12 protein-coding genes are annotated in these 12,669 nt (G+C 55.6%); 3 read left to right on the forward strand and 9 right to left on the reverse strand.

The genetic code is table 11. The features are described from left to right. Positions 1 to 208: 208 nt before the first annotated feature. The gene (locus DBV39_RS05485; RefSeq protein ID WP_322348746.1) at positions 209 to 1,159 is read left to right on the forward strand and encodes a tyrosine-type recombinase/integrase; all 951 of its coding nucleotides are present in this window, start codon (positions 209 to 211) and stop codon (positions 1,157 to 1,159) included. Further along, positions 1,156 to 1,446: a tyrosine-type recombinase/integrase gene (locus tag DBV39_RS20420; RefSeq protein WP_322348747.1), complete on the forward strand. Its 291-nt coding sequence runs from the start codon at positions 1,156 to 1,158 to the stop codon at positions 1,444 to 1,446. The genes DBV39_RS05485 and DBV39_RS20420 overlap by 4 nt, the downstream gene beginning before the upstream one ends. 118 nt (positions 1,447 to 1,564) lie before the next feature. Here the strand turns inward: DBV39_RS20420 and DBV39_RS05490 are convergent, their stop codons facing one another. From DBV39_RS05490 to DBV39_RS05530, 9 genes are all read right to left on the reverse strand, one after another. Beyond that, positions 1,565 to 2,095, reverse strand: a complete 531-nt coding sequence (locus tag DBV39_RS05490) for a c-type cytochrome (protein ID WP_159078822.1) — start codon at positions 2,093 to 2,095, stop codon at positions 1,565 to 1,567. Positions 2,096 to 2,234: 139 nt separating this feature from the next. Beyond that, complete coding sequence (locus DBV39_RS05495) at positions 2,235 to 3,038, reverse strand: aldolase/citrate lyase family protein (RefSeq protein ID WP_108620678.1); 804 nt, start codon at positions 3,036 to 3,038, stop codon at positions 2,235 to 2,237. 155 nt (positions 3,039 to 3,193) lie between these two features. Continuing rightward, entirely contained in the window at positions 3,194 to 4,288 is a 1,095-nt protein-coding gene (locus DBV39_RS05500) for a tartrate dehydrogenase (protein ID WP_108620679.1), read from the reverse strand. A 256-nt stretch (positions 4,289 to 4,544) separates the two neighbouring features. After that, complete coding sequence (gene proC / locus DBV39_RS05505; protein WP_108620680.1) at positions 4,545 to 5,402, reverse strand: pyrroline-5-carboxylate reductase; 858 nt, start codon at positions 5,400 to 5,402, stop codon at positions 4,545 to 4,547. 56 nt (positions 5,403 to 5,458) lie between these two features. After that, positions 5,459 to 6,331, reverse strand: a complete 873-nt coding sequence (ubiA, locus tag DBV39_RS05510; RefSeq protein WP_227870830.1) for a 4-hydroxybenzoate octaprenyltransferase — start codon at positions 6,329 to 6,331, stop codon at positions 5,459 to 5,461. An 8-nt stretch (positions 6,332 to 6,339) separates the two neighbouring features. After that, entirely contained in the window at positions 6,340 to 6,840 is a 501-nt protein-coding gene (locus DBV39_RS05515) for a Dps family protein (RefSeq protein WP_108620681.1), read from the reverse strand. Positions 6,841 to 7,190: 350 nt separating this feature from the next. Continuing rightward, the gene (locus DBV39_RS05520) at positions 7,191 to 8,156 is read right to left on the reverse strand and encodes a LysR substrate-binding domain-containing protein (protein ID WP_108620682.1); all 966 of its coding nucleotides are present in this window, start codon (positions 8,154 to 8,156) and stop codon (positions 7,191 to 7,193) included. A gap of 125 nt (positions 8,157 to 8,281) precedes the next feature. Then, complete coding sequence (gene recG / locus DBV39_RS05525; protein WP_108620683.1) at positions 8,282 to 10,327, reverse strand: ATP-dependent DNA helicase RecG; 2,046 nt, start codon at positions 10,325 to 10,327, stop codon at positions 8,282 to 8,284. A gap of 120 nt (positions 10,328 to 10,447) precedes the next feature. Then, positions 10,448 to 10,834, reverse strand: coding sequence for a RidA family protein (locus DBV39_RS05530; protein ID WP_108620684.1), 387 nt, complete (start codon positions 10,832 to 10,834; stop codon positions 10,448 to 10,450). 691 nt (positions 10,835 to 11,525) lie between these two features. On the opposite strand from DBV39_RS05530, the gene DBV39_RS05535 reads away from it, so the two are divergent. Then, on the forward strand, positions 11,526 to 12,599 hold the full coding sequence (locus DBV39_RS05535) for an extracellular solute-binding protein (protein WP_108620685.1): 1,074 nt from the start codon (positions 11,526 to 11,528) through the stop codon (positions 12,597 to 12,599). Positions 12,600 to 12,669: the final 70 nt, after the last annotated feature.

Consider the following 12,669-nt stretch of genomic DNA (forward strand, 5'->3'; position numbering starts at 1 on the left):
AAGATAGCCGAGCGACTCTCGGTGGTTTTATGGGAGTTTTCATGGTGGATTTTTGGGAAATCAATCGATCTGGATAGACTGGCTGGCTTTAGCCCAGACGGGGATCACGACTGAGCCAGTTACCCACGGCAAATATCCCGTTCTGGAAGCAAGAAGCGTGGGCCGAAATCACGACCCGAAACAAACTCAGTGAACGGACAGGAATTCGATGAAGGATTCGAAGCATGACTCGATGCATGAGACTTCCCAGCGCTTGCCCGCCGTGGATGGATCATCGCACCGAGGACCGAACCCGTTCGCGGGGCTGCAAATCTCATCAGATGTGGATGGACGGACCGGGACCAACCGGGCGGATAGCGGTCAGCGTACGCAGATCCGTGCCAACACTGACATCGATGCCATTACCGCCTGGCTGGCCCGGGTGACTGACTCACCCAACACATTCAACAGTTATCGCAAGGAGGCCGAACGTCTGCTGCTATGGTCGACGATCGCGGCGCGCAAACCGGTCTCTTCGCTGACCCACGAAGATCTTCTGGCCTATCAACAGTTTCTGGAGAATCCCCAACCAAAGGCAGAGTGGGTCATGCAATCGTCACGCAAGGTTGCACGCTCACACAGGGACTGGCGCCCTTTTGCGGGCCCTCTTTCATCGACAAGTCGTCGTCAGGCGATCATCATTCTGAATACCATGTTCTCCTGGCTGGTGTCGGCTGGGTATCTGGCAGGCAACCCTCTCTCACTTTCTCGTCAGCGAACTCGCAAGGCAAGACCACAGATCACCCGGTATCTGGATGACGAGATCTGGTCCGAAGTCAGACGCTGTATCGAGTCACTACCAAAGGAAAGCGACCGAGATCGCGAACAAGCCACTCGAGTTCGGTGGCTCTTCTCATTGCTCTATCTATGCGGACTGCGAATCTCTGAAGTCACACAGAACACCATGGGCGGATTTTTCTGCCGCAGAACCCGGCAAGGCGAAGAAAAGTGGTGGCTGGAAGTCACCGGAAAAGGGGGCAAAGTACGGATCATTCCGGCCACCAGTGAATTAATGAGCGAACTGGTGCGATACCGGCGAGAGAAGGGGCTGCCCCCTACCCTGAGTCGGGTGAAACCACCCCGCTACTCCTTCCTGTTGGAGAACAGATTCGCCCCATGACCCGGGCGGCGGTTCACCTGATCATCAAAAACGTGTTTAAAGGCACAGCCGAACAGATCCGCACCCGTGATCCGGCGCAGGAGATGCGGGCACAACAGATCGAACGGGCATCCGCGCACTGGCTGCGACACACAGCAGGCTCGCACATGGCCAACAACCAGATTGACCTTCGCCACGTGCGCGACAATCTTGGGCACGAATCTTTGAATACAACAAATCGCTATCTGCACTCGACCGATGACGCACGACATCAGGACACAGAGAGACACCACAAAATCGGCTGGTGATACGATAGCCACGGTTTACGACCGCGGGTCGTTGTTCTCGCGGTGGGCAAGCTTCCTGTGTAGCTCGTCCTTCGGCTGGAAAGCAGTCGCACATGCTTTATACAGAACGAAAATCCGCTCAGTGTCCCGCGGAGTGACGGCGTTCTTGTGAGCTGATAGTGATCTCCCGCTGGGCATCAAGCGCTTGTTCGGGCCAGAAGCCTTTGATGTAGGCCAGAATCAGATCAATCTGTTCATCGGTCAGAATTTCACCATAGGCAGGCATATCGCTCTCATACCCGGGTGGCGCTGTTATGCCAGGCACCAGACCATCTCGTATCAGACTGCGCAACTCAGCATCCGGATGGTGCCACGTATGTCCGGTTACATCGTGAGGTGGGGCCGGCAGACGACCATTGGACATGCGATCACGCCAGCGAGGCTGGCCTTCCAGATTCACGCCATGGCAGCTTGCACAGTACTGCTCATAGAGAATCTTCCCCTGCATGCGAGCCTGATCAGTCGACGGGGCAATCCAGTCTGAACGTGATTGTTGCAAGGCTGGCAAGACCCAGAAGTACCCTGCGCCAGCCCCCAGGAGCAGGGCGACGATAATTGAAACAATCGGGGTACGCAGAGACTTCTCAGTTGATGTTTCCAAGTCACTCATTCGAAAATGCAATCGCGATTGAACGTTGCGCCTGCCGACCAGACAACCTGTGGCCAACCCCAGACAGTACACTCGCCCTCGTTCACCACACTCAAAGACCGGTTATGGAACCCTTGTTATCGAGCCCCTTTCAACAAGGTCAGACCGACGTGAACCGCTGCCGTAACTCCCGAACCCCTCGTGCCAGCACCCTGGCTTCTAGCCCGACCGCCACAAACTTGGCACCCAGCGACAGATAATGCCTGGCAAGCGTTTCATCAGGCGTCAGGATACCCGGCGCCTTGCCATGCTTGAGGATAGTCGCAATGCCATTCTCGATCACAGCCTGCACATCAGGATGTGAAGGGTTACCTAGATGCCCATAGGCGGCTGCGAGATCCGAGGGTCCGAGAAACACACCGTCTACCCCATCGACCGCGCAAATCGAATCAAGATTGTCCATTGCAGTCTGCGTTTCAGCCTGAACAAGCAGACAGACCTCATCGTTGGCGAGCTTCGTATAATCCGTTCTCAAATCCCAGCGCGACACCCTTGCGGTCCCGTATCCGACACCTCGTATACCATGCGGGGGATAGCGAGTGGCACGTACCAGTTCAGCTGCCTGATCGGCAGTATCAACCATGGGAACGAGAAGCGTCTGAACACCAATATCCAGCAATTGCTTGATGATGACCGAATCGCCGATCGGCGGCCGTGAGATCGCCTGCGTTTGTGGATAGGCTCCGATTGCCTGCAACTGCGACAAGGTGGTCTGCAGATCATTGGGCGTATGTTCCCCATCGAGCAATAACCAGTCGAAGCCGGCCGTGGCGCAGATTTCAGCAGTGAAGGCACTGGGAATCGAGAGCCAGAGTCCGATTTGGGCCTCACCCGCCAACAGGCGCGCCTTGAACTGGTTATCAAAGGAATGATGTCTGGGCAAATCCTGCGATGTCTGAGTCATATGTATCCTTCAGTCTCCGTGATTGGTTCTTTTCTTTTACAGAACGCTTCTTTTACAGAACGCTTCTTTTACAGAATATTCTTTCTGCAGCAATCATGCAGGCAATCTATGACGGTTAACACATCATGCCTGCCCGCATGACAGGCAGATTCAGATCAGATCAACGCAGCAATGGCATCACCAAGTTGCTGTGTACTTGCATCGCCACCAAGATCCGGTGTGCGAGGGCCGCTAGCCAGAACGGTTTCGATGGCTTTAACGATGGCATCATGTGCCTTTAAATATGATTCCTGCTCACCTTGCGGCAGGCCTCGACCCAGAAACTCGAGCATCATCGCGCCTGACCAGATCATTGCAATCGGGTTGGCTACACTCTTGCCATAGATATCCGGGGCAGAACCATGGACCGGCTCAAATAGTGACGGGAACAGACGATCGGGATTCAGATTACCGGACGGTGCCAGACCGATTGTCCCAGTGCAAGCGGGGCCCAGATCGGACAGGATGTCTCCAAACAAGTTTGACGCCACTACCACATCAAAGCGATCAGGCTGAAGAACAAAGCGCGCAGAGAGGATATCGATATGCTGCTTGTCTGTCGTGACCTCAGGATAGTTCTTGCCCATCTCCTCGGCGCGACCATCCCAGTAAGGCATGCTGATTGCGATGCCATTGGATTTGGTGGCAATGGTCAGATGCTTGCGCGCCCGTTGCTTTGCAACTTCAAACGCATACTTCAGCACGCGATCGGTTCCGATACGACTGAACACTGACTCCTGAATCACAATCTCTCGTTCAGTTCCGGCAAACATGGTTCCACCGAGTGATGTGTACTCACCTTCGGTGTTCTCGCGCACGACCAGAAAATCGATGTCACCCGCCTTTCTGCCAGCAAGCGGGCAAGGCACGCCATCAAACAGGCGTACCGGACGCAAATTGATGTATTGGTCAAACTCTCTCCGGAACTTCAGCAAAGAACCCCAGAGTGAGACGTGATCAGGCACGGTGTCGGGCCAGCCGACAGCCCCAAAATACAGAGCCTGGCAGTCCTGGATTCGTGCCTTCCAGTCATCTGGCATCATCTGACCATGTTCCGCGTAGTAATCGCAACTCGCCCAGTCGTGATGCTCGAAGCTCAGCTTGAGATTGAACTGACTGGCCGCTTTCTCCAGAATCTTCAGTCCTTCCGGCATGACTTCCTTGCCAATACCGTCCCCGGGTAGTACTGCAATACGCAATGGCTGGCTCATTTCTAATGAATCTCCAATTTTTGTTTCGATGACTATGCAAACGCTGGTGTCGCCGCGTTCCGATTGAATCGGCGCCACAGAATCCGAACGTAACTGTAACGTGTGGCGACCCACATACCAAGCAGATGTCGCCACTGGCATAGAGAGGTATGCACACCGGGTATCGGTCCGCACAAGCGACCGGTCGGAACGGGCAATCTGATCTGACTGGCCACCAGGGATCAGACGCTAGACAATCACTTGCCGCAAAAGCACATCAGCCTTCGGCACGTCCAATCTCGGTGCGTCCGAATTCGGCAGACAACTCCCCTGCTCGCTGGTGTGCTGCCTGCATGGCAGCAACCAGCGTTTCAAGAAACTGTCGCTGCTGCATGACATCCAGGGCGGCGGCAGTCGTCCCGCCTTTGGACGTGACTTTCTCACGCAAGGTCTCGACAGGATCACCTGACTGGGCAGCCAGGCGTGCCGCCCCGGCCACTGTCGCAATGGCCAGAGACTGCGACTGCTGAGCACTCAATCCAAGCTTTTGTCCGCCAGCAACCATCCCCTCGATAAACCGAAAAACATAGGCCGGTCCACTTCCTGACAAAGCGGTCACGGCATCAATCTGATCGTCACTGTCCACCCAGACCACCTCGCCCACGGTGGACAGGATCTGTGTCGCCAATTGACGCTGATCGTCGGTCACACCTGAAGCGGCAGCAAGACCGGTCACGCCCTGCCCTACCAGGGCTGGTGTGTTAGGCATGGCACGAATCACACTTGCCCACGGGTGATCCGCCGTTCCGAACCAGGCACACAGACTCGACAGTGCAATGCCAGCGGCAATACTCACCACGAGCGTATCCGACCCCAGGCAGGGTCTGGCAGCCTGCGCAACTTCCTTGAGTTGCTGTGGCTTGACGGCAAGCAGCCAGACATCGCACCCGGTCAGGCTCGAATCCGGCCCTTCCAGCACTTCCAGGCCGCGAGCCTGCCACTTCTGGCGTGTCGGTTCGTGCACATCCAGCACCACCAGTCTTGAAGGCGGGCAACCTCTTGCCAGCAACCCCTCAATCAAGGCTCCAGCCATGTTACCGCCACCAACAAACGCAATTCGAGGAAATTCAACCATGATCTTTCGCAAAAAAACCGGTCATACGAATGACTGGCTAGCACTGAACCACTGGTTCAGACGTTGAGATACTCCAGCGCAACCCCTGCAAACAAGGCAGCGCCGAACCAGTTATTGTGCCGGAAGGCCCTGAAGCAAGCCGCCCGATCCCGACCACGGATCCAGTAAAGATGCACGCACGCAATTGCCCCAGCCGTCACAAGACCGAGCACGAACGGCCATCCGTAGGACAACAACACACCAACCCAGCCCATGAGTGCCAGTGTCATTGCATAGCACACACCAATGAACAGCACATCAAATCTGCCAAAGGTGATGGCTGCAGTCTTCAGGCCCAGACGAATGTCATCTTCCTTGTCTACCATGGCATACTCGGTGTCGTAGGCAACTGCCCAGAAAAGGTTCGCCACCAGCATGATCCAGGCAATGGCTGGAACTTCTGCGTTGACTGCTGCAAACGCCATCGGCATGCCGAACCCAAAGGCAATACCCAGGTAAGCTTGAGGCACCCCGAAAATACGCTTCATGAGCGGATAGGTGGCCGCAATGAACAATGCCAGGAATGACAGAGCAATCGTCAAGGCATTAAGCGTAAGCACCAGTGCGAACGCACACAACGCCAGACCTGCAGCGACGTAAAGCGCTTCTTTCGGCTTGATCTGGCCTGTTGTCAGGACCCTGTGCTGCGTGCGTTCCACATGCAGATCGAAGTCCCGGTCAAAGTAATCATTGATCGCACAACCGGCCGAACGCATCAAGAAGGTTCCGGCAACAAAGATCACCAGAAAATGCAATGAGGGCACACCCTCGCTTGCCATCCAGAGCGCCCACAAAGTGGGCCACAGCAGCAGGAGTGTGCCGATCGGCTTGTCTATCCGAACCAGCCGGGCATAGAGCCCGAGCCGGTGCATAACGGCAGAAGAACCCATTACTTCCATCACTGCAACATTGAGCGAAGCATCCAGGCATTCTTCTCATGAATGTCCAGACGCTGGGTCAGCAGGTCTGCAGTAGGCTGATCGTTAGCAGCATCCGCCTTGTCAAATGCAGCACGCGCTGTCTTGGCGACGGCCTCATTGCCTTCAACCAGCATCTGAATCATTGCAGCAGCATCGGGCACCGAGGTCGGCTCGGAAATCGAGGTCAGCTTGGAGTATTCAGCATAGGTGCCGGGAGCGTAGTGTCCGAGTGCACGGATCCGTTCCGCGATGTCATCAAGCGCCGTCCACTCTTCGGTGTACTGCGTCATGAACATCTGGTGCAGGGCATTGAACATGGGACCCGTAACGTTCCAGTGAAAGTTATGCGTCATCAGGTAAAGCGTATAAGAGTCTGCCAGCAGCTTGGACAGTTCCTTGGCGACCGATGCTCGGTCCTTATCGGAAATCCCGATGTTGATATTCGGAGCACTGGCGGTTGAATTCGATTTTTTACCCATAAAAACTCCCTTTTATAAAAGCTGAGATACCCTTCTCAGCATAACACCACGAGCCAGACGGTAGCGACTCGGCAATGTGAATTCTGTGCTGACAGTCGCATACAGATCGAATGCAATTCAGACTGAATTTGACATTCGAATCAGACTGCGCCGGCTTTTGACGACAGCCGCTGACGTGTCGACATTCTGAACCACCCCATGACTAAAGTCAGGGGCTTGCGATCACAATTAGTCAAACACGAGTACGCCTGAAAAAACCGTCTCTCACGTCCCTCAAACACCCGATCACCAAAATCTGGTCCGCCATCAAGCGCGGCCTCCTGACATCCCCTTGCCAAACATACCCGGACTCACGTCGCATCGACAATGGCCCGCACCGGGGAGTCTGCCTCGATCATTCTGACTCCTCGCAGATCTGACGCCTGGACCGCCTGAGCGAGCGCCTCTACTGCCGCATACCGGGTGAAAGTCTTGCGCCAGGCCAGCACAATACGTCGATCCGGCACAGGCTCTTCAAACGGCACGTACCGAATGAGTGCAGACTCGTTGACGTCTGTCGTCGAGAGTGCAGTGACCGGCATGACCGTCAGACCAATTCCGGCTGCCACCATGTGACGAATTGTTTCGAGCGAAGAACCCTCAAACGTGCGCTGCATGCCCTCTGTCGTATCCGAGTAACGTGACAGCTCGGGGCACACACCCAGGACCTGATCCCGGAAGCAATGGCCACTGCCTAATAGCAGCATGTTCTCCTGCTTGAGATCCTCTGCAGAGATCGATTCTCGACTGGCCCAAGGATGCGATGCCGGCATGGCCACCACAAAAGGCTCGTCATACAGTGGCATGGTAACGAGTCCCGCGTCGGGCAGCGGCAGCGCCATGATGGCACAGTCGAGTTCGCCCTGGCGCAGTAGTTCGACCAGGCGGGCGGTGAAGTTCTCTTGCAGAATCAAAGGCATTTGAGGCGTTCTTTGCACCTGAACCGGAATCAGCTTGGGCAATAGATAAGGGCCGATGGTGTAAATCACGCCCACTCTCAATGGACCAGCCAGCGGATCATGACCGAGCCTGGCGATTTCCTTGATCGTTGCACTTTCCTGCAAAACCTTGTGCGCCTGCGCCACAATCCGTTCGCCAATCGACGTGGTGCTCACCTCCGAGCCACCACGTTCAAATAACGTGACCCCGAGTTCGTCCTCAAGCTTGCGGATAGCAACCGACAATGTCGGCTGGCTCACAAAACAGCTCTCTGCTGCACGCCCGAAGTGCTTCTCCCGAGCCACCGCCACGATGTACTTCAATTCTGTCAACGTCATAACCTGATACTCCCGCTCATTCCTGCGGACTGGACCCAGTCTTGGACCACTGCAACAACCGCTGCGTTCTTCCAACTGTCGTCAGCTCTTTCGTCATTTCGCTCTGCCTTTCTATCGGCACTGCTTCACCCGTTGAGAAACTCCTGTCGCCCCTGCAACCAGCGATCAAGATGCGCCTGAGCGATCTCGGGATAAGTCTCACGAAGATGCGCAGCAAGATCCCGGGCTTTCTCGACCCACAGCGCATCGGCCTCATAATCGGCGAACCGTAGCAATGCCAGTCCGGATTGCCTGGAGCCCAGAATCTCTCCCGGTCCGCGCAACTGCAGGTCCCGTCTTGCTATTTCAAACCCGTCCTCTGTTTCGTACATGGCTCGCAGCCGCACCTGGGCCTGCTGGGACAGTGGCTGTTCGTAAAGCAGGATGCAAACCGACTGTTCACTACCGCGCCCAACCCTGCCACGCAACTGATGCAACTGCGCGAGCCCGAAACGTTCGGCGTGCTCGATTACCATGAGCGCCGCGTTGGGCACATCCACGCCCACCTCGATCACGGTAGTGGCCACCAGCAGATCAATTTCGCCGGCGGAAAAATTCTGCATGACCTGACTTTTTTCATTGGGGTGCAATCTTCCGTGCACCATACCAACTCGCAGGTCTGGCAGCATCGACGCCAGCGTTTCATAGGTCTGGGTTGCGGTCTGCAATTCCAGAGCCTCGCTTTCCTCAACCAGCGGACAAACCCAGTATGCCTGCCCTCCGTCACGTACTGCGTGACCGATCGAGGCAATCACTTCGTCGCGACGCCCGGCGCTCACCAGCTTGGTCTTGACAGGTTTGCGCCCCGGCGGGCGCTCATCGATCACTGATACATCCAGATCAGCAAAAAATGTCATGGCAAGCGTACGCGGAATCGGCGTGGCACTCATGGTCAGCTGATGAGGCAACAGATCGTGATCGGACTTTCTGCTCAGCGCCAGTCTTTGCGACACGCCAAACCTGTGCTGTTCATCCACAATTGCCAGTCCGAGATTGTGAAACACGACACCGTCCTGAATCAATGCTTGCGTGCCAACAATCAGATGCGCCTGGCCAGACTCAATATCGGCCAGAGCCTGGCGCTTGACCTTTGCCCCCAATCCTGCGCACAGCCAGACACAACGCAAACCGAGCGCTTTGGACCAGGCGTCAAACTTGAGATAGTGCTGCCCGGCCAGAATTTCGGTGGGTGCCATGACCGCTGCCTGTTGACCGTTCTCGACCGCACGCAAAGCCGCAAGCATCGCCACAATCGTCTTGCCACTACCTACGTCACCCTGAAGCAAACGATGCATTGGATGTGGCTTGAGCAGATCGGCATAAATCTCCTGCAGGCATCGTGTCTGGCTACCGGTCAGCTCAAACGGCAAATGCGCCAGTAGCGCCTCGGTGAGAGAAGGTGCTTCAGACTTGCTGGCCGGGACAGGTGGCAACGGTGTAGCGCGACGCAACTGCCGGGACGCGCGCGCGTTGGCCAGACTAAGCTGCTGGGCGAGCAGTTCGTCGAATTTGACCCGAACCCACGCCGGGTGTGTGCGCAACTCGAGAGCATGAATATCCTCTTGCGGTCTGGGCCAGTGCAATGTCCGGATGGCATCCTCAAAACTCATCAGACCGAGCTCGGCAAGAACCGGTTCAGGCAGCGTATCCGTGAGTTGCAGCTGGGCGCACGCTGACTCGATCGCCCGCATGATGCTTTTCTGGGCCAGCCCCTCGCTGGATGAATAAACTGGTGTCAGACGCTGCGGCAAAGGCGCACTGGCCTGAGAGACCTTGGGGTGAACCAGCTCGAGGATCCCGTTGAACCCGGATCGTACCTCTCCCCTGACCCGCCAGCGTTTTCCGGGCTGCATCTGCTGGAGCTGGCTGGGATAGAAATGCAGCCAGCGCAGTTGTATTTCCCCAGTATCATCACGCAGTTGCGCCACGAGCTGACGTCTGGGTCGAGTCACCACGTGCGCGCTGACCACTTCACCTTCTGCATTGAGGCTACGACCCGGACGAGCTTGCGCCAGGCTCGCTAACCGGGTTTCGTCCTCATAGCGAAGCGGAAAGTGCAACACGAGATCCATGGGTGTTGACAGTCCAAGTCGCTCGAGTACGGACTGAGAGGAAACACCTGACTGGGTCATGGCTGGATGCCTGTACCTTGATTGATCTATGTTGTGAACAAGGCTTGACGCGCGATCAAACAACAGTTTCGCGTCGACCGCACGCGTTCATTCCACGCGGTCATTCCACGCGTTCATTCATTACACGACAACAATCGCTTCAACTTCGAACTCAGCCCCCTTTGGCAGGCTCGAGACCCCAACCGTGGAGCGAGCAGGGTATGGCTCGGAAAACACTTCGGCCATGATGCTATTGACCTCACCGAAACGGGACAGATCGGTCAGAAACAGGGTCAGCTTGACGACATGGCTCAGGTCTCCCCCGCAAGCCTCGATGACAGCCTGCATGTTGTCAAACGCCTGACGCACCTGATCCTGGAAGCTGCCTTCAATCAGAGAGCCCGTCTGCGGCTCCAGTCCGATCTGACCAGAGAGATAAAACGTCTTTCCTTGGGGTGCACCAACGGCCTGAGAATAGGGCCCAACCGCGCTCGGTGCTCTTTCGGTGTGAATGATTTGCTTACTCATACAGTCCTCATACAGCAGATTCTCCGTCACTGATTGCGCCGGAGGGTTTTACTCATCAGGTGCCAACTCACTCAACCCGAATCAGACATTGACAGGTCAGTTGTTCAACCGGGCTGGGCAAGACACCACTTCAAGAACATTTATAGATGCATAGAGTTTAATAGACTCAGACAATTTCCCAACCAATTTCCCCCATAAATATGTCCTGCTTGTGCGCTCACTGATGCGGCCAGCGTCTTTCACCGGTCATTCTGCCAACATCGATGCATACACACCATCAAAACGTGACAAAGACGGTGCTGGCGGCCAATCAGGGCCACGCAACCAGTGAACCACCCTCAGCCCTCACGAACAGCACCAAGGAGAAACAGGTGCAATCCAGGCGAACTGGCTAAGCGTAACCGCAATTTGAGTCCTTTGTAGTAATATTGATTTATTGAGATTTATTATCGTTCGTGTTTATCTTTCGGTTTCGATTTCATTAATGATAGAAATCTCTCAGGTGTTTGCGGTTTGATTTCAGGCAATGCTTGCCACCGGCGAAACCTTCCGCAATACCGTTAGAGCTTTTTTAAATACATGACAGATCTAGTCCCTTGTCCTCGTGCACGCTAGTGCGCCCAGGTGTTCCAGAGGATGGCTATCTGACATTTCCACCCAGAAAACAACCCGATATTCCGGAGTTTGATTGATGAGATTCGTGAATTTTGACCGTTCACCCCCTGTTTCGCTCAAGCAATCAGGGCGTGTCCTGCTCGGCGCAGCAGCCGTGGTACTCGCGACCGCCAGTGCAGCACCGACTGTAGCCAGCGCACAGGAAGTCAACCTGTACACCACCCGTGAACCCAAGTTGATCGTGCCGATTCTGGAGGAATACACCAAACAAAGCGGTGTCAAAGTCAACACTGTGTTTGTCAAGGACGGGTTAATCGAGCGCGTCAAGGCCGAGGGCGACAAGTCCCCTGCCGACGTGCTGATGACCGTAGACGTGGGTAACCTGATTGACCTGGTCGAGAACGGTGTCACACAACCGATCAGTTCCGACGTTCTCAACGCCGCCATTCCTGAGAACCTGCGTGGTCCCGACGGCAACTGGTATGCCCTTTCGCTGCGTGACCGGGTGGTCTATACAGACAAGGACAGTGGCTTGACCGAGATCACATACGAGGAACTCGCTGACCCGAAATACAAAGGCAAGGTATGCATCCGCTCCGGCCAGCACCCGTACAATACGGCCCTGTTTGCTGCCATGATCGCGCACAACGGTGCTGAGGCGACCGAGCAATGGCTGCGTGGCCTTAAAGCCAACCTGGCTCGCCAGGCAACAGGTGGAGATCGCCACGTTGCACGCGACATTCTGGGTGGCATCTGCGACCTGGGTGTGGCCAATGCGTACTACGCCGGGCAAATGAAAACAGCCGAGCCCGGTTCCGACAATCGCCAGTGGGGTGACGCGATTGAAGTGATCCGTCCGACTTTTCAGAAGTCAGGCGGCACGTTTGTGAACATCACCGGTGCAGCCGTTGCACAATCTGCTCCGAATCGTGACGAAGCAATCAAGCTGCTCGAGTTTCTGGTGTCAGACGATGCTCAGACGATGTATGCAAACGCCAACTTCGAGTACCCGGTCAAGGCGGGTGTACCGACAAACCCGACCGTGGAATCGTTTGGCGAACTGGTTGTGGACAACTTGCCACTGACAGAAGTCGCCAAGTACCGCAAGCAGGCCAGCGAAATGGTTGACACGGTACGCTTTAACGATTGAGTCGGCGAACTGACGGATCTGAGGTGTACCGCCTGCGTTTACACTTCGGTTCCTGTTCTGACTTCTCCGG

The organism is Orrella marina, from assembly GCF_003058465.1.
GTDB classification, from domain to species: domain Bacteria; phylum Pseudomonadota; class Gammaproteobacteria; order Burkholderiales; family Burkholderiaceae_B; genus Algicoccus; species Algicoccus marinus.